Below are 16,918 nucleotides of genomic sequence, written 5' to 3'. Positions count from 1 at the left end.
GAAAAAAGGAGGAACCTATGATCAAAAATAGGTTCCTCCTCGATGGGTTCGAGCAGTTAAAACAAAAAGAATGAGTTGCATCATTTTGATTTTATGTGATAAGTCATCGTTGAAAGTACACGATTTCTTTTTTGACGATTTCAAGCCCTTTCGTTAATACTTCCAAAGGATTAGAGGATAAAGCAATTCGAATAAAAGGATCATGCTGCGGTTGGGTCGTAAAACGATGTGAATGATAGACACGAATCCCTTTATTTAAAAAAGCTTGTTCGATCGTTTCTGGGGACAGATCATTTCGAACAGGGAGATTTCGATAAAAAGGAAGTGGATTGGTCGGTCGTGGCAAGTTGAAAAGTGTATCGAATCGTTCATTTGCTTGTTTTGTATAGTTGGATTTTGTTTCGAGTATGTCCTGTGCGGTTTCTGAGCATAAGATTTGTGTGACAATCTCAGCATCTAAACTCGAGGTTTTGACATTAATGTTGAAAATTGCCTGTTGGATCTTTTGTTTGTACTTTTCGGGAAATACTAGAAAAGCAACACGCAAGCCTGCACAGATAAACTTGGTCATTCCAGCAAGATAAATGGTTTGTTCAGGAAGTAATTGCTGGAATGAAGGTAGTGTTCTTTTTTGATTATAGGTAGTCAAAAAAGAATGGATGTCGTCTTCGATCACGATCAATTGTTGCCTTGCAATGACTTCTTTTAGCTGTTGCCTCCGTTTTGCAGATAGTTGAAAACCAATGGGGTTGTTACAAGAAGGCATCAGAAAAATCCCGTGGATTTCTTTTTTCCGACATTCTTGTTCAAGCAATTCGGGAAGCATACCCTCCATATCAAAATCAATCGGCACGATTTCCATATGGTAAAGGTGCGCAAGCTCAATGAAATTCGAATAAGTATAGCGATCGACAGCCAAACGATCTCCTGGAGAAAACAAAGCAGCTAGTGTGATCGCCAAGCCATTTTGGACACCTGAAACAATAGCGATTTGTTCCCTTGAAGCATAGACACCTTGTGTTTCCAACCAATTTTTAGCAATCGTCAATTGATAGGTTGTCCCTAAAGGTTCACGGTAGCTAAGAAGTCCGTTAGTCGCATGATTTTGTGAAACAGATTGAATAAAAGGAGTGATCATTTCGTTGCATTCATCAAATGAACTGACTAACCCAAAATCAATGACATGATCAGGTACTTGATCAGAAGAAATAGTGATGGAGGTAAACGCATTGGGGGACACAAACGTCCCACTCCCGATACTTGTATAAAGTAACCCTTTTTCTAGTCCCAATTTATAGGCTTGACCAACCGTTGTGAAATTGATGTCTAAGAAATCAGCGAGTTCTCTTTGGGAAGGCAACCTTGTATTTTTTTGTAATTTATTGGATAAAATATCAGCTTCTAGCTGCGTGATAAGTGATTGATAAATCGGGCGATGTAACTTTTTTTTATCTGGACGCCAAGTCAGTGGATAGTTCTCATAAGAGTTGATCGACATGCTCGTTCCTTCTTTCAAAAAATTGTATTCCATACAATTATATCATTGAATGTATTGTTTTTGAACGCTAGGATAGAAAAAAAGGAGGGGAAATATGCAAATCATCGATAATCATGAAGTAATCACTCATTTTAGTTTTACAGAAGCAATCAAAGTAATGGAACAGTGTTTTGAAGATTTTCAAATGGGGAAGATTTCTCAAGAGAAGCGAATGGTCCAACAATTACCAGATGGAGAGGAACAAAATATCTTTGCGATGATGCCCGCTTATTTGGGAAGGAACCGGTACTTTGGTTCAAAAATCATCACGGCTTTTCCCAACAATCACAAACAAAAGCTACCTTCACATTTAGGTGAAATCATACTCTTCGATTCAAAAAACGGACAACCCGTCGCGATGATCGATGCGAATGCCGTGACTTGGATACGGACAGCAGCAGTTTCAGCATTAGCCACGGATTACCTAGCAAAGTCATCAGCAGATACACTCACATTGATTGGAACAGGGCAACAGGCGGTTTCACATCTAGCCGCAATTACCTGTGTCCGAAAGATTCACCGTGTGTTTGTCTATGATTTAGATGAAACACGACGAAAACAATTTATTCTAGAACAGCAAAATAATTATCCAAAACTGCGTTTTATTGATTGTCCGACATTGGCTGACGCGACTATGGAAGCAGATATTATCTGTACTTTAACACCTAGTAAGTATGCTTTTTTATCAAAAAAAGAGGTTAAATCTGGCGCACATATCAATGCAATCGGAACATTTACACCAGATACCCGTGAATTAACAAGTGATTTGATGGCATCTGGGCAACTGTATGTAGATGATTACCAAGCGGTCAAAAGGGAAAGTGGCGACTATTTGATCCCCTTATCAGAAGGAAAAATTGATCAGACAAACATTCTCGGTTCTCTAGGTGAATTAGTCACCTATCAGAAAACAGGGCGTACAGAAGAACGAGTGATCACGATTTTTGATGCGGTTGGCTTAGCAGTAGAAGATTTATGTTGTGCCGAATATATTTATCAAAAAGTAAAGGAGTAGTCTATAAATGAATTTACCCTATTATATAGTTGACGCTTTCACTAATGAAGTGTTTAAAGGAAATCCTGCTGCGGTCTTTGTGTTAGAAGAATGGTTACCTGATGATACTATGCAAAAAATCGCCATCGAAAATAACCTATCCGAAACCGCCTTTACCGTAAAAAAAGAGAAGGGCTATGAGTTACGATGGTTTACTCCTGATCGTGAAATCGACTTATGTGGTCATGCGACTTTAGCAACTGCATTTGTATTGTTCCATTTCTATGGCATCAGTGAATCCACGATTTCATTTTCAACGCAAAGTGGTCACCTATTTGTCACACAAAAAAAGGGGGAATATGCGATGGATTTTCCAAGTATATTACCGCAATCGATCGCTATATTACCAGAATACGAGCAAGTGCTTGGTGCAAACATAAAAGAGGCTTATCTAGCAAGGGACTTGTTTTTTGTTTTAGAAGACGAAGAGACAGTGGCAAATCTGATGCCTGATTATACTGCAATGAGGGAATTAGAAGAAGGGATCGGCGTGATCGTCACAGCCGAAGGAAAGAACCAAGATTTTGTTTCTAGGACCTTTTTCCCAAAACTAACGATCAATGAAGATCCAGTATGTGGCTCGGCACATGCGAATTTGATTCCTTATTGGGCACAAAAGCTTGGAAAGGATGACTTGGTTGCTCAACAACTTTCTGCCAGAGGCGGGTTCTTGACTTGCGAGTGGCTAGGTGAACGCGTGATGATCAGTGGCGAAGCAACGTTGTTTGCAAAGGGCGAAGCGTATATTTAGATAATCCTTCTAACAACATTTATAGTGAGAGGTATACTTAGTTTTTTATAAAAGTAGCGAGCATGATAACAGTATCCAATACCGCTAAATAAGCCAGAAGACCCGAAATTTGTATCAATTTCTGGGGCTTCTGGCTTATTTCTGAAGGAGTTACTTTTTCTGACTGTTTATTCGGTTTTAAGAGTGTCGAGTGGCTAAGGTTATAGCTGTCATTTCTATTTAAGTTTTTTTTGATTTAGTAGAAACGATTTTCCCGTAATGTCACATTTTTGATATCTTCGACGGTTTGGGTTCCAGCTAATTGCATCACCATTTCTAGTTCTTTTTTGAAGAAGTCGAATACTTGTTGGATGCCAGTACTTCCACCAAGAGCTAAACCATAGATAGCAGGGCGACCGATTGCGACTAGATCGGCACCAGAAGCAATTGCTTTAAAGACATGCTGACCACGACGAACACCACTATCAAAGACGATAGGGACACGTTTATCGACGGCTTCTGCTACATATTTCAAAGAATCAAATGCTGCTGGCCCACCATCTAATTGACGACCGCCATGATTCGATACCCAGATGCCATTTGCCCCCGCATCTAATGAACGATAAACATCGTCTTCTGATTGCACACCTTTAACATAAACGGGTAAGTCAGAATGAGCAGCAATAAATTCCACATCTTTTGGACTTAACTTTTGTTTTGAGGACTTATAAACTGCGTCCATCGTTTGTCCGACCCCTGATTGATAGGCTTGAACGATCGGCATTGGCAAAGGAAAAGTGAAACCATTGCGAAGGTCTGTTTCTCGATTACCACCAACGGTTGCATCAGCTGTCAAAACGATTGCTTTTGCGCCATTACGTTTGGCCATCTCTAGAATATCTAAATTGATCCCATTGTCTTTACTCATGTAAAACTGGAACCATTGTGGTGCGTCTGGACCACCGGCCTCGCGGATTTCTTCTAATGTGCATGAAGCGTAAGAACTCGCTGTATAAATCGTATGAAAATCGGCAACTCCTTTTGCTGAAGCTTTTTCTGCATGTGTATGAGCTAAACCATGAGCTGCAATAGGCGCCATGATGATTGGCGCAGTCAATGTTTCTTGGTCAAAATAAGTCGTTGTATCTGGAATTTCGACGTCTTTTAAAACATGAGGAATAATCAATTGATGATTGAATGATTGCACGTTTTCTTTATACGTAAAGAGATCTCCAGCACCACTACTGATATAACCGTATCCGCCAGTAGGAATCACTTGAGCTGCTGCCATTTCTAAGTCTTCTGTATTGATAAAACTGATTTGCCCTTCTTGTGAGCCAGCTTGATAAATCATTTCCATAAAACAAACCCTCTTTCTTAATATCGATCAATAAATAATGTTGCTTTTGTCAGCGTTTACATTTTTATACTACGCCTTGTTTTTAAAACAGGCAAATAATCTGTTTTATTTTATATAACCGAACGAAGAGTTACTGCTATGCAACAGTATAGTCACGCTTTGAATACTTGACTAAAAGAAGAAAACCGAATGATATCTGTTTTTTATCTGTTAGCAACTTTGACGAAATTTTCTTTTTTTTTTTACAAACTTACTCGAATAACAGTGACACCTAGTTGTTCGATTTTTTTGGCAAGTTTAGGTGAACAATGCTGATCAGTGATCAAGTAATCAAAGGCTGAGACATCAGCAATCTTAAACTGTGAAGTCCGGCCAATCTTACGATGGTCTGCAACAAGGATACGACATTTGATACTCTTTTTGATCATCCATTCGTTGATTTTAGACTCGTTTAAAATTTTTGTTGTCACACCATTTTCTAAATCTACTCCGCTACATCCAATAATACAGACATCTGCATTCATATCTGCCAATGTGCGAGCGGCAATATCTCCTACCAAAACTTCTTTCGGTACGCGTAACTCGCCACCAGTGAGAATATACGTATAATTTCCTTGTCTGACAGAAGAAACAACCTTTAGATTATTCGTTACGACGGTGACATGATTCGATTCCAAATAATCGAGTGTAGCTAAGGCAGTGGAACTTGAATTGATAAATACTGTGGCATAGTCTCCAATATATTGACTGGCACAACGAGCGATTTGATGTTTGATCCACGTTGGTCCTGAAAGATCAAAATTTGTTTGATTGTCATAATTGAAAAGGCAATAGCCATGTTCACGAATAATCTCATTTTTTTCTTCTAAAAATCTAAGGTCTCGACGAATGGTGCTGAGTGATACGTGAAGCTTTTCAGACAGTTCAATCGTGGTCATTTGTGTGTGCCTTTGTAATAGATCAAGAATTTCATTACGTCTTTTTTTAATCGTCAACAGAGAATTTTTCATTGTTATCCTTCCTTTTCAATCAATTTTTTCTCTATATGACTAATTATAGCTAAACGAGCATAAAAAAATGGAAACGATCACATAAAGTAATAACAGTCATATAAAGCTATTCCAATCATTTTGATAGCGCTTTATCATTTGTATATACCTAATAAAGAGGAGGATGGCACATGAATATAACAGAAGTAACAAAAGAAGGTTGGCTGCGTTCGACCTTTCCAGAATGGGGAACCTATCTGAACGAAGAAATCGAAATGGAACAAGTAAAAGAAAAAAGCGTATCTATATGGTGGCTAGGATGTACAGGTATATGGCTGAAGTCACATGAAGGTACAAATATCCTTTGTGACTTATGGTGTGGGACAGGAAAACGAACACACGGGAATGGACAGATGAAAAAAGGCCACCAGATGATGCGTATGAGCGGTACAGAAAAGATGCAACCGAATTTACGGACACAACCTTTTGTGATCGATCCATTTGCAATCAAAAATGTGGATGCATTAGTGGTAACACATATCCATTCTGATCATCTGGATATCCACACTGCCGCAGCTGTTCATCAAAATTGTCCGGAGGCTGTATTTATTGGCCCCAAAGCAGTAGTGGAAACATGGCTCTCTTGGGGGATACCAAAAGAAAAGACCCAAGTAGTCAAACCCGGTGATATCGCTTTGATCAATGAAGTAGAGATCGTTGCGTTGGAAGCCTTTGATCGGACGGCATTGATCACACAGGATGATCCTAATGTGCAATTAAAAGATCAGTTACCACAAGAAATGGATACGATCGCTGTCAATTATCTTTTCAAAACATCCGGAGGGACGATCTACCATGCAGGTGATTCTCATTATTCCAACCTCTTTGCCAAACATGGCAATGAACATCATATCGATGTTTGTCTAGGTGCATATGGTGAAAATCCGCGTGGTATCACTGATAAGATGACCGCCAGTGATTTGTTGAGAATGGCAGAATCGTTAAGAGCTCAAGTGGTGATTCCGGTCCATTATGATATTTGGTCAAATTTTATGGCTGATCCTAACGAGATCACTCAATTATGGCGCATGAAAAAAGATCGATTGGCTTATCAGTTTTCCCCTTATATTTGGCAAGTAGGGGGGAAGTATACGTACCCAGATAACAGACAAGACTTGGCATTCAATTTCGATCGAGGCTTCCATGACGTCTTCACCCAAGAAAATGATACGCCGTTTCCATCATTTTTGTAGGAGCCAAGAGATATATGACAATAAATCAGCTGAACTGAGAATTTTTTAACAAAAACAAAAGCGAGGAGGGAGAACGTATCAAAGCAAGTGAACGTAAGACAAAGTCATCTCTGGATGAGAATGCGCTATTGTCAAACAAAGGATTGCCTGCTTGATACTGTTTGTAAATATGTTGAGATATTTCTATGAGAATGACTTAGTCAATTATGTAGAAACTACGATAAATGATTGGCGAGTAGCAATCGAGGAGAGCAGTCGTCACTTATTAGAAAAAAGAATCATTGATCATGTATATGTAGAAGAAATGATCCGCAATGTCGAAGAACATGGGGCATATATACTGATCGCCCCACACGTTGCGATGCCTCATGCCATGCAAGGTGGCTCACATGTTTTTGATACGACGATTTCATTTACCAAAATGAACGTGCCAGTTCCTTTTGAGGAAGGGACAAAGTCTGCCAGCCTTTTCTTCACCTTAGCAGCCAAAGAGCCAAAGCAACACCTAGAAAATATTCAATCATTATCAGAATTACTGATGCAAGACGGGTTGATCGAAGAATTGCTTGCGACAGAAACAATCGAAGATTATCAAATGGTCATGGAGAAATATGAGCCAATATAGGTAGAAGCAGTCTTTTGCTTGATAAGTATGGTCAGCGAGGACCATTAGGTACAAAGCAAATAGATATAAAAGATAAATTATCAACTAAAAAATACGATGTAAGGGAGGGAGTCCGTTTACATGAAAACTATGATATCTAGCATCGTTTGATGATTTGTTCTGGTTTTTGGTAACGGAAAAATATGGGAGCTATCTTGATGGAGATATGGACGTATTTTGCGACAAATATTTTAACACAGCCGGCTTATTTGATCGGTTCGATCGTTTTATTAGGGTATGTACTTCTTGGCCGACCATTATACGAATGTATAGCTGGATTTTTGAAAGCCACTGTAGGTTATCTGATTTTAGCTGTTGGTTCAGGTGGATTGGTGAACAATTTCCGACCGATCTTAGTTGGTTTAAAGGATCGTTTTGATCTTGAGGCGATGGTGACTGATCCCTACTTTGGTCAAAATGCTGTAGATGCAGGATTGATGGAGACTTTTGGGCGAACATTCAGTGATGTGATGATTTTATTATTGATTGCATTTGTGTTGAATATCCTGTTAGTTCGTTTCCAAAAATATACGAAGTTGCGAGCTGTTTTTACGACAGGAAATGTCCAGATCCAGCAAGCAGCTACAGCTTTTTGGATCTTACTTTTCTGTTTTCCTGAATTAGGAAGAGTAGAAGTATTAGTATTTATGGGAATCATTTTAGGGTGTTACTGGGCAGTTGCTTCTAATTTAACTGTTGGTGTGACACAAGAATTGACAGACGGAGCTGGTTTTGCGATTGCGCACCAACAGATGTTTGGGGTGTACCTATTTTCTACCTTAGCGAAGTGGTGGCAAAAGAGTAGTCGTAAAAAAAGTGGGAATAGAAAAGCCGATAAAAAGCTTGAAGATATGGAGCTTCCGGGGTTCTTATCCATTTTCAACGAAAATATGGTGGCGACTTCGTTATTGATGCTGTTCTTCTTTGGCATCATCTTATTAGTATTAGGACAGGAGTATTTGATTGAGGCAGAATTTATGGTGGCAGGACAAAGTTTTGTATTCTACGTACTGACCACTTCTTTGAACTTTGCTGTGTATTTAGCTATTTTACAACTTGGTGTCCGAACCTTTGTGGACGAGTTGACACAATCTTTCCAAGGAATCTCAAATACTATTTTACCAGGAGCTGTGCCAGGGATCGATGTGGCTGCAACTTTTGGCTTCGGATCACCAAATGCAGTCACGATCGGATTTTTATTTGGGGCATTAGGACAATTCTTGATGATCATCTTATTGATCGTCTTCCGATCACCAACGATCGTGATCGCTGGATTTATCCCACTATTTTTTGATAATGCGGTCATCGCTGTGTTCTCTAATAATCGTGGTGGGTTCAAGGCAGCATGTTTGTTCCCTTTCTTATCTGGACTGATCCAAGTCGGTGGTTCTGCAATCTTTGCGACATGGATCGGGTTGTCTAGTTACGGAGGGTACATTGGTATGTTTGATTGGGCGACTGCTTGGCCAATCTTTACTGTTTTGATGAAATTTTTTGGTTATGTAGGTGTTGCACTAGTGGTCGTCGGTTTGTTGCTAATTCCGCAACTACAATATCGAAAAAATCCAGAAGGATATTTTTTGATTGTTGAGGATTATCAAAAATATAAAGAGAAGTTTGGAGACAGTAATTAATAGGAGGGAAAGTAAATGAGAATTTTAGTTTCATGTGCCAATGGTTCTGGTACAAGTTTAATGATGATGCGTAGTGTAGAAAAGGCAATGAGAGAATTAAATATTACAGTGAGTAAAATCCATCATTGCCCGATCTCTGAAGGTAAAAGTTCGGCAAGTCAATATGATGTTGTCTTTACGCCACTCAATTTTATGCCGATGTTCATGCAAGCAATTGAGCGAGGTGTGACGGTCGTGGGGATCAAAAATGTGATGTCACCTACTGAGATCTGTGAGAAATTCAAAGAAACAACATTGTACAAAGAATTGAAATCAAAGGAGAATTAGATGAAACGACCAAAACTACAAATTGCTCTGGATCATAACACGTTAGCGTCTGCGTTGGCAGATGTGAAAAAAATTGGAGAAATCGTCGATGTGATCGAAGTAGGCACCATTCTTTGTCTTCAAGAAGGAAGCAAACCAATCGAATGTATGAGAAAAATGTTTCCAGAAAAAACGATCGTTGCGGATACAAAATGCGCCGACGCAGGAGAAACTGTGGCTGGGAATGTCGCGCAGGCTGGGGCAGATTTTATGACAGTGATCTGCTGTGCCTCCCTTGCTACCATGCAAGCCGCACAAAAGAAAGTCAAAGCGCTTCAAGTAGAATTATACGGAGAATGGACGATGGAACAAGCAAAAAAATGGCGAGAAATTGGGATTTCTCAAGTCGTCTATCACCAGAGTAGGGATGCTTTGTTAGCTGGGGAAGTTTGGGGAGAAAAGGATCTGAAGCTCGTCCAACAATTGATCGATTTAGGTTTTCAAGTATCAGTAACTGGTGGGCTGTCAATTTCAACGTTAGCCTTGTTCCAAGGGATGCCGATCTTTCATTTTATTGTCGGTCGAGGATTGACGGCATGTGCAGATCCGATCATACAAGCCCAAGCATTCCAAAATGAGATCAAGCGACTGTGGGGAGAATGAGATGGCGAGAATCGGACTTTATGAAAAGGCACTACCTAGCGGATGGTCGTGGCAAGAGCGGTTAGATGCAGTAAAAGAATTGGGGTTTGATTTTCTGGAATTATCGATTGACGAAAGCGAGGAACGATTGGCTCGTTTAGATTGGACGAATGAACAAATCGCTGAGTTAAAGGAAGCGATTGCGTCTTCGGGGATTGCTATCCATTCCCTTTGTTTGAGTGGACATCGGCGTTTTCCATTCGGCTCAGTAGATATCAAAAAACAAGAAAAAGCCTTATGTATGATGAAAAAGGCAATACAACTTGCGTATCGGTTAGGCATCAGGATCATACAAGTGGCGGGATACGATGTATACTATGAAAAAAAATCAATAGAGACAAGAGAAGCATTTATCAGAGGATTGCGTGCCAGTATCAAGGAGGCAGCACAGTTTGGGATAATCTTGTCGATTGAAGTCATGGATGACCCATTTATGAATTCCATTCGTAAATTCATGGAGATAAAAAAACAACTCCCTTCTCCTTATTTACAAGTGTATCCTGACTTAGGAAATCTATCAGCGTGGCCAGAAAATAATGTGGCGATTGAACTTGAACAAGGCATCGAATATATTACTTCGATCCACCTAAAAGATACGCAACCCGTAACAGCAAGTAGTAAAGGTAAGTTCAGAGACGTTCCGTTCGGTCAAGGTTGTGTGGATTTTTCTGGATTATTTAAAACATTGAAACGTGTAAATTATGAAGGGCCATTCTTGATTGAAATGTGGAGTGGTCAGGATCAGGATTATGAAAGTCAAATCTTACAGGCGAAAGATTATCTATTGCCAAAGTTAAAAGAATCGGGATTTTAATCTTACTTTTTTGGTGGAATATGTAAACAAACGATTGAAATATTCCTTATTGAATGTGATCAACTCAATTGTTTTCTCTTTTATTGATTATTCTGAGCAGATTATTCCTCTGAAAATTTATCAAGTGATAAGATATATTTATCAGTTGATAAATTTTTAGGGGGAATTTTATGTTTTTAGCATTAAATGAAATCATTCATTCAAAATTACGCTATGCCTTAGTGACAGGCGTCATGTTTCTAATTGCGTACCTTGTCTTTTTTTTGACAGGATTAGCCTATGGGTTGGCACAAGACAATCGAACTGCTGTAGATAAATGGGAGGCAGATACCATTGTTTTATCAAAAGACGCCAATACAAACTTAGGGATGTCGATGATCACGAAAAAGATGGCAGAAGAAGTGAAAGGTGATCAAGTAGCTTATTTAGCTCAAACACCTGGAGTAGTCACGAGTCCAGATCGTCCAGATGCTGATAAAGTCAATGTTAGTTTTTTTGGAATCGATCAAAACCAATTCATCATGCCGAATATCGTGGAAGGAGAAGAATTCCAGTCAAACGATGAAGCAGTCGGTGATATCAGTTTAAAAGAAGAATATGGCTTGGACATTGGAGATACGATCAAATTATCAGGAAGTGACAAGACATTTAAATTGACTGGATTTACGGAGAATGCCAAATTCAATGTCTCTCCTGTCGTTTATACAACGATCAATGCGTACCAAGAGATACGGTTTGAGAAACAGGACGCAACTGATAACGCTCGTATCAATGCAGTGGTCGTGCGAGGAGATGTGGAGAGTTTACCGGATGATTTAGAGAAAATCAGTATTTCGACATTCATCAATGAACTACCAGGATACAATGCACAAGTATTGACATTTGGTTTCATGATTGGCTTCTTGATCGTAATTGCAGCGATCGTGATCGGTATTTTCATCTATGTATTGACTATGCAAAAAATCAATATTTTTGGTGTACTGAAAGCCCAAGGAGTGACTGGTGGATTTATTGCACGTTCAGTAGTTGCACAAACGTTCTTACTTTCATTTTTCGGTGTTGCTCTTGGATTGTTTGGAACATTCGTTACTTCACTTGTTCTACCAGATGCTGTCCCGTTCCAAAGTAACTGGTTGTTTTTCGGTGTGATTAGTGTGATGATGTTGATCGTTGCTATTTTAGGGGCTCTCTTCTCTGTTAGAACGATCGTAAAAATTGATCCATTAAAAGCAATCGGATAGAAAGGAGAATGGGAAATGAAAGCAATTGAATTTATAGATGTTGAAAAAAGTTTTAAAGATGGTGATCAAACCGTTCAAGCATTGAAAAAAACAAATGTCAGTGTTGATAAAGGGGAGTTTGTCGCAATCATTGGACCATCTGGTTCTGGAAAGAGTACCTTCTTAACGATTGCAGGCGGTTTACAGACACCAAATAAAGGAACTGTCAAAATCAATGGAGAAGATTTTAGTGAACAACCGGAGAAAAAACGAGTAAAATTACGGTTCAAGGAAATTGGATTTATTCTTCAAGCTTCCAATCTAGTTCCATTTTTGACCGTCAAAAAACAATTAGTATTGGTCGATAAGATCAAGCATGAAAATCGACAAGAGGAGGCGAAAGAATTATTCCAACAACTTGGTGTGGATAAACTCCTTAATAAGTATCCAGAAGATCTTTCGGGTGGGGAACGACAAAGAGTGGCAATTGCTCGAGCGCTATATAACGATCCTTCGATTATTTTGGCAGATGAGCCAACAGCTAGTTTGGATTCAGAAAAAGCAGTAGAAGTCGTAGATATTTTAGCGAAAGAATCCAAGGAAAAAAATAAAGCAATCATAATGGTCACTCATGATACCCGACTTATTGACAGATGTGATAAAGTATTTATGATAGAAGATGGTGTCTTCCGGGAAAAAAAATAAGTCAGAGGGTGTAAAAGTTGGTCCATCGATACAATAAGGATACACAAGAGAAAATTTTAAAAGAAGCCAATCGTTTGTTTATGTCAAAAGGTTATCAAGGAACGTCAACACGTGAGATTGCTAAAAATGCTGGAATCACGCAACCAAATCTTTATCATTACTTTAGCGATAAAGAAAAGTTATATTGTGCAGTCTTAGAAGAGCATTTGAGTACTGTAGGGACAGACTTAAGAGCAATCTTAGAAGAGAACAAACTTGATTTTAAACAATCTTTGACTAAAATGACGAAGTATCTGATCGATACCCATCTTTTAGACCTATTTATGATGCATCATGATTTAAAATCAAACCTTTCTGCCGAGACACGAAATCATCTTTTTACCTTGTGGAAAAAAAGTTATCGTGAACCATTTGAAGTGATTTTTTCGACAAATCAATCTTTGATGCGCGCTCATGTTACGACAGAAATGGCTGCAAAGCACTTTTTTCTTCTATTAGCACCATATATCACCGAATCTTCTAATTCACTTGAAAACCCATTTAGTGTGGAACGACTGATCGATTTATACCTTCATGGGGTGGTAGCTGATTAAATGCGGTGGTGGCAGAAGTGTCCAGCTCCGAGAAATAAGCCGAGAAACCCAAAAATTGTTTTTCAAATTTTGGGTTTCTCGGCTTTTTATGAAGGAGTTACTTCTGGAACATCGTTTATTTGATTTTTAAGATTAGAAACAAAAATGAATTTAATTTCTTGTCCTCTACACTTTTTTGTTATTATATTTTCTTGGATTGTTATTTTTTAATTAAAATAATGAGGGATATTTAATTTTTCAGGCAATTGAGAAAAAGAGGTGAAAAGCAAGTGATATAAAGATTTTTAATAATAACGATTATAAATTAGTTAAATAACCAAGGTGATTTAATTTGTTTTTTAAATAATTTTAGGAAAACGGTTGAAAAAGCCATTTTCAGGTGATAATATTCTGTTAGCAACAAAAGCTTCACTGAGTTTAACTCACTATTTTAGAGAAATAGAGGGGGAATGAATAACATATTTTCGTGTTAATTGTGTTACATAATTGTTTTTTGAAAAGTGAATAGTGTAAAAAGGGGAGAATTAAAAATGAAAAGTGTTAAAAAAATTGGGTTGGCAGCAATGTTATTTTCTTCTGTTGTCTCAACGACGCTTCCGACAATTGGGGAATTGTCTATCGTCAATGCAGAAGAAATCCAACAAACAGAACAACAAGCAACTTATAGAAACGTAATGTACTATGGTGACTGGTCGATTTGGGGCGGCGAAGGTAACTTTTATCCAAAAGATATCCCAGCAGATCAATTGACTCACTTGAATTTTGCCTTTTTAGATTTTGATAGTGATGGCGAACTAGTCTTTACTGATGCAGACGCAGCGACAGGCGCTCCTGTAGGATTACCGGGCGTACAATGGAACTCTGCTAGTTCTGGTATCTTAAATGCGATTCAAGATTTACGTGGAAAAAATCCAAACATGAAAATTGGTGTTTCATTAGGTGGTTGGTCTAAATCAGGAGATTTCTCTGAAGTAGCAGCAAACCCTACGAAACGTAAGAACCTTGTAGATAATGTAGCAAAATTCATTAAATACACAAATATGGACTTTGTCGATGTTGACTGGGAATTCCCGGCAGATGTACGTCAACCAGATCTAGTGGATAACGTAAATGACGAAGGAACACCAAATGCAAAACCTGAAGATAAAGAAAATTACATAAAATTATTAGATGAAATTCGCGAAACAATTGATAAACAAGGCGAAGAATTAGGGAAAACATATGAACTATCTGTTGCATTGCCAGCAGCTCAAGGTAAATTAGATTCAGGTATCGACGTGAAACGACTATTTGATGTTGTCGATTTCGCAAACATCATGACGTATGATTTAACTGGCGCATGGTCAGATACAAGTGGTCACCATTCAGCACTTTACGGAAATCCGGCTGATCCTAATTATGATGAAGGCTTCTCAGTAGATCAAACAGTAGAATACCTACGTGAGAAAGGTGCGGCGTCAGAAAAAATCGTTATTGGGGCAGCATTCTATACTCGTGGATGGAACGAAGTGGCAAAAGGGGATAATGAAGAGGCACCGGGATTATTCCAAAAAGCAGAATTATCAAGTCAAGATGCCGATCAAACACCAAGTTATGGAGCGAAAAATAAAAATCCATTAAAAGTAGGTGACGGTGGACGTGCTAGTGGTGTATGGCCATACCGTGATATTGAAACGTTACTTGGTGATACATCTGGATTGAAAGAGTATTGGGATGACGTAGCGAAAGCACCATTTATGTACAGTGAAACAACTGGTGAATTCTTTACTTACGAAAATGAAAAATCAGTGACTTATAAAGCTGAATATGTAAAAGAAAACCAACTTGGTGGAATCATTTCATGGCAACAATCACAAGACAAAGAAACAACTGGTACAAAACGTGATGAGTTGACCAATGCAATCAAAGAAGGATTGTTAGGTAGTGAGAAACTTCCAGAATTTGAAATCAAGAGTACACCATTGAATGTGGATGTTGAGATCTCAACTTATACTCAATATGGCGTTAGTGGTTACGACGTAAAAATTACCAACAATGAAAAAATGGAAGAAACTTCTTCTGTATTGAAATTAGTTGAATTTTCACAAGAAACAATCAAATTACCTAAACTAGTGATTCCAATGGCGACAAATGAAAAACTTGGCGCTGGCGATTACAAAGCAGGTACTGTAACAAATGTTGATGGCGCTGCAATCGTTGATTTGTCTTCTGTATATGATGGCAAAGAAATCGCACCAGGTGCATCTTATGAGTTCAGATTGAGTTCAAATGCTGCTGAAGCAGATGTCGCTGTTGACAATATCGACTCAATCACATTAAGCCAGAGAATTGGGGACGAAGGTATCGAAATCAATAAACAAGTGATTTTTGGTGAAGGTTCAACGACTGAACCAGGAACACCTGATACAGAAGCACCTTCAGTACCAACAGGACTTACAGCTTCAACAATCGGTGAAACAAACGTTTCTCTATCATGGACAAAATCAACTGACGACAAAGGGGTCGCAGGATACTACGTTTTCCGTGATGGCAAACAAGTTGGTCAATCAGCAACAACTTCATTTACTGACGCTGATTTAACTGCAGATACAGAATATTCATATACAGTAAAAGCATTTGACCGTGCGGGAAATGTTTCAGAAGAAAGTAAAGCATTAGTTGTTAAAACGTTAGAAAAAGCACCAGTAGATACAGAAGCACCTTCAATTCCATTAGACTTGAAAGCTTCAACGATCGGTGAGAAAAATGTATCATTGTCTTGGACTCGTTCAACTGACAATGTTGCAGTCGCAGGATACTATGTTTTCCGTGATGGCAAACAAGTTGGTCAATCAGCAACAACTTCATTTGCTGATGCTGGGTTAACACCGAATACGGAATACTCATATACAGTAAAAGCATTTGATGCAGCAGGAAATGTTTCAGAAGAAAGCAAAGCATTAGTTGTCACAACTTTAGAAGAAACAACTCCTCCAGCTGAAGGCGAATGGGATGCTAACAAAGTCTATGATTTAGGTGATGTAGTAACTCATAAAGGAAATACTTATCGTGCGAAATGGTGGACACAAGGTGATGAGCCAGGAACTGAACAATGGGGTCCTTGGGAATTAATTGGTTAATTTAGATAAAAAAGAACAGGGCAGCTTGCCTTGTTCTTTTTTTATAATGTTATTCTGTCGTTGTTATTTATCTTATTTACTCGAATTTACCGAAAAAAACATGTTAGTTAAAAAATAAACAAAATCATATGGCTTAAAAATAACTTGAAAAGCGATAGGTGTAATCGGTTCCAATTATTTGCATTAAAAATAAATAAATGTTAAATTCATATTTGCAAGACGTTTCTAATTGAATTTT

The 16,918-nt window shown here is 38.5% G+C and carries 15 protein-coding genes; 12 read left to right on the top strand and 3 right to left on the bottom strand.

The window, feature by feature from the left end:
* Positions 1 to 103: 103 nt before the first annotated feature.
* Positions 104 to 1,498: an aminotransferase-like domain-containing protein gene (locus EM4838_RS10195; RefSeq protein ID WP_071867303.1), complete on the bottom strand. Its 1,395-nt coding sequence runs from the start codon at positions 1,496 to 1,498 to the stop codon at positions 104 to 106.
* 94 nt (positions 1,499 to 1,592) lie between these two features.
* Between EM4838_RS10195 and EM4838_RS10190 the strand changes: the two genes are divergently transcribed.
* Both EM4838_RS10190 and EM4838_RS10185 read left to right on the top strand, forming a co-directional pair.
* On the top strand, positions 1,593 to 2,552 hold the full coding sequence (locus EM4838_RS10190; RefSeq protein WP_071867304.1) for an ornithine cyclodeaminase family protein: 960 nt from the start codon (positions 1,593 to 1,595) through the stop codon (positions 2,550 to 2,552).
* A 7-nt stretch (positions 2,553 to 2,559) separates the two neighbouring features.
* Entirely contained in the window at positions 2,560 to 3,342 is a 783-nt protein-coding gene (locus EM4838_RS10185; RefSeq protein ID WP_071867305.1) for a PhzF family phenazine biosynthesis protein, read from the top strand.
* 235 nt (positions 3,343 to 3,577) lie between these two features.
* Here the strand turns inward: EM4838_RS10185 and EM4838_RS10180 are convergent, their stop codons facing one another.
* Both EM4838_RS10180 and EM4838_RS10175 read right to left on the bottom strand, forming a co-directional pair.
* Entirely contained in the window at positions 3,578 to 4,681 is a 1,104-nt protein-coding gene (locus EM4838_RS10180; protein WP_071867306.1) for an alpha-hydroxy-acid oxidizing protein, read from the bottom strand.
* A gap of 242 nt (positions 4,682 to 4,923) precedes the next feature.
* Complete coding sequence (locus tag EM4838_RS10175) at positions 4,924 to 5,691, bottom strand: DeoR/GlpR family DNA-binding transcription regulator (RefSeq protein WP_071867307.1); 768 nt, start codon at positions 5,689 to 5,691, stop codon at positions 4,924 to 4,926.
* Positions 5,692 to 5,861: 170 nt separating this feature from the next.
* Between EM4838_RS10175 and ulaG the strand changes: the two genes are divergently transcribed.
* From ulaG to EM4838_RS10125, 10 genes are all read left to right on the top strand, one after another.
* A complete protein-coding gene (gene ulaG, locus EM4838_RS10170; protein WP_071867308.1) occupies positions 5,862 to 6,923 on the top strand; it encodes an L-ascorbate 6-phosphate lactonase in 1,062 nt (353 codons plus the stop codon).
* 169 nt (positions 6,924 to 7,092) lie between these two features.
* Complete coding sequence (locus tag EM4838_RS10165) at positions 7,093 to 7,548, top strand: PTS sugar transporter subunit IIA (RefSeq protein WP_071867309.1); 456 nt, start codon at positions 7,093 to 7,095, stop codon at positions 7,546 to 7,548.
* Between the two features lie 182 nt (positions 7,549 to 7,730).
* Positions 7,731 to 9,221: a PTS ascorbate transporter subunit IIC gene (locus EM4838_RS10160; protein WP_071867310.1), complete on the top strand. Its 1,491-nt coding sequence runs from the start codon at positions 7,731 to 7,733 to the stop codon at positions 9,219 to 9,221.
* A 15-nt stretch (positions 9,222 to 9,236) separates the two neighbouring features.
* Complete coding sequence (locus tag EM4838_RS10155) at positions 9,237 to 9,548, top strand: PTS sugar transporter subunit IIB (protein WP_071867311.1); 312 nt, start codon at positions 9,237 to 9,239, stop codon at positions 9,546 to 9,548.
* Complete coding sequence (locus EM4838_RS10150; protein WP_019722444.1) at positions 9,549 to 10,190, top strand: 3-keto-L-gulonate-6-phosphate decarboxylase UlaD; 642 nt, start codon at positions 9,549 to 9,551, stop codon at positions 10,188 to 10,190.
* Position 10,191: 1 nt separating this feature from the next.
* On the top strand, positions 10,192 to 11,043 hold the full coding sequence (locus EM4838_RS10145; RefSeq protein WP_071867312.1) for an L-ribulose-5-phosphate 3-epimerase: 852 nt from the start codon (positions 10,192 to 10,194) through the stop codon (positions 11,041 to 11,043).
* A gap of 170 nt (positions 11,044 to 11,213) precedes the next feature.
* Positions 11,214 to 12,284 carry an ABC transporter permease gene (locus EM4838_RS10140; protein ID WP_071867313.1) on the top strand — a complete coding sequence of 357 codons (1,071 nt, stop codon included), beginning with the start codon at positions 11,214 to 11,216 and terminating at the stop codon, positions 12,282 to 12,284.
* A 15-nt stretch (positions 12,285 to 12,299) separates the two neighbouring features.
* Positions 12,300 to 12,968: an ABC transporter ATP-binding protein gene (locus EM4838_RS10135; protein WP_034687532.1), complete on the top strand. Its 669-nt coding sequence runs from the start codon at positions 12,300 to 12,302 to the stop codon at positions 12,966 to 12,968.
* Positions 12,969 to 12,985: 17 nt separating this feature from the next.
* On the top strand, positions 12,986 to 13,561 hold the full coding sequence (locus tag EM4838_RS10130; protein ID WP_071867314.1) for a TetR/AcrR family transcriptional regulator: 576 nt from the start codon (positions 12,986 to 12,988) through the stop codon (positions 13,559 to 13,561).
* A gap of 530 nt (positions 13,562 to 14,091) precedes the next feature.
* Positions 14,092 to 16,680 (top strand): glycosyl hydrolase family 18 protein, encoded by a 2,589-nt coding sequence (locus tag EM4838_RS10125; protein WP_071867315.1) that lies wholly within the window; start codon positions 14,092 to 14,094, stop codon positions 16,678 to 16,680.
* Positions 16,681 to 16,918 lie beyond the last annotated feature (238 nt).

This window comes from Enterococcus mundtii (genome assembly GCF_002813755.1).
Lineage (GTDB): Bacteria > Bacillota > Bacilli > Lactobacillales > Enterococcaceae > Enterococcus_B > Enterococcus_B mundtii.
The sequence above is the reverse complement of the archived record's forward strand: the minus strand, read 5'-3'. Positions and strand labels throughout refer to the sequence as shown.

What these genes read in the sequence shown, in the direction of transcription:
- EM4838_RS10180 (WP_071867306.1), bottom strand. Translation starts at nt 4,681, where the DNA reads ATGGAAATGATTTATCAAGCTGGCTCACAAGAAGGGCAAATCAGTTTT.
- EM4838_RS10125 (WP_071867315.1), top strand. Translation starts at nt 14,092, where the DNA reads ATGAAAAGTGTTAAAAAAATTGGGTTGGCAGCAATGTTATTTTCTTCT.
- ulaG (WP_071867308.1), top strand. Translation starts at nt 5,862, where the DNA reads ATGAATATAACAGAAGTAACAAAAGAAGGTTGGCTGCGTTCGACCTTT.
- EM4838_RS10145 (WP_071867312.1), top strand. Translation starts at nt 10,192, where the DNA reads ATGGCGAGAATCGGACTTTATGAAAAGGCACTACCTAGCGGATGGTCG.
- EM4838_RS10140 (WP_071867313.1), top strand. Translation starts at nt 11,214, where the DNA reads ATGTTTTTAGCATTAAATGAAATCATTCATTCAAAATTACGCTATGCC.
- EM4838_RS10160 (WP_071867310.1), top strand. Translation starts at nt 7,731, where the DNA reads ATGGGAGCTATCTTGATGGAGATATGGACGTATTTTGCGACAAATATT.
- EM4838_RS10185 (WP_071867305.1), top strand. Translation starts at nt 2,560, where the DNA reads ATGAATTTACCCTATTATATAGTTGACGCTTTCACTAATGAAGTGTTT.
- EM4838_RS10195 (WP_071867303.1), bottom strand. Translation starts at nt 1,498, where the DNA reads ATGTCGATCAACTCTTATGAGAACTATCCACTGACTTGGCGTCCAGAT.
- EM4838_RS10175 (WP_071867307.1), bottom strand. Translation starts at nt 5,691, where the DNA reads ATGAAAAATTCTCTGTTGACGATTAAAAAAAGACGTAATGAAATTCTT.
- EM4838_RS10135 (WP_034687532.1), top strand. Translation starts at nt 12,300, where the DNA reads ATGAAAGCAATTGAATTTATAGATGTTGAAAAAAGTTTTAAAGATGGT.
- EM4838_RS10165 (WP_071867309.1), top strand. Translation starts at nt 7,093, where the DNA reads ATGTTGAGATATTTCTATGAGAATGACTTAGTCAATTATGTAGAAACT.
- EM4838_RS10150 (WP_019722444.1), top strand. Translation starts at nt 9,549, where the DNA reads ATGAAACGACCAAAACTACAAATTGCTCTGGATCATAACACGTTAGCG.
- EM4838_RS10190 (WP_071867304.1), top strand. Translation starts at nt 1,593, where the DNA reads ATGCAAATCATCGATAATCATGAAGTAATCACTCATTTTAGTTTTACA.
- EM4838_RS10155 (WP_071867311.1), top strand. Translation starts at nt 9,237, where the DNA reads ATGAGAATTTTAGTTTCATGTGCCAATGGTTCTGGTACAAGTTTAATG.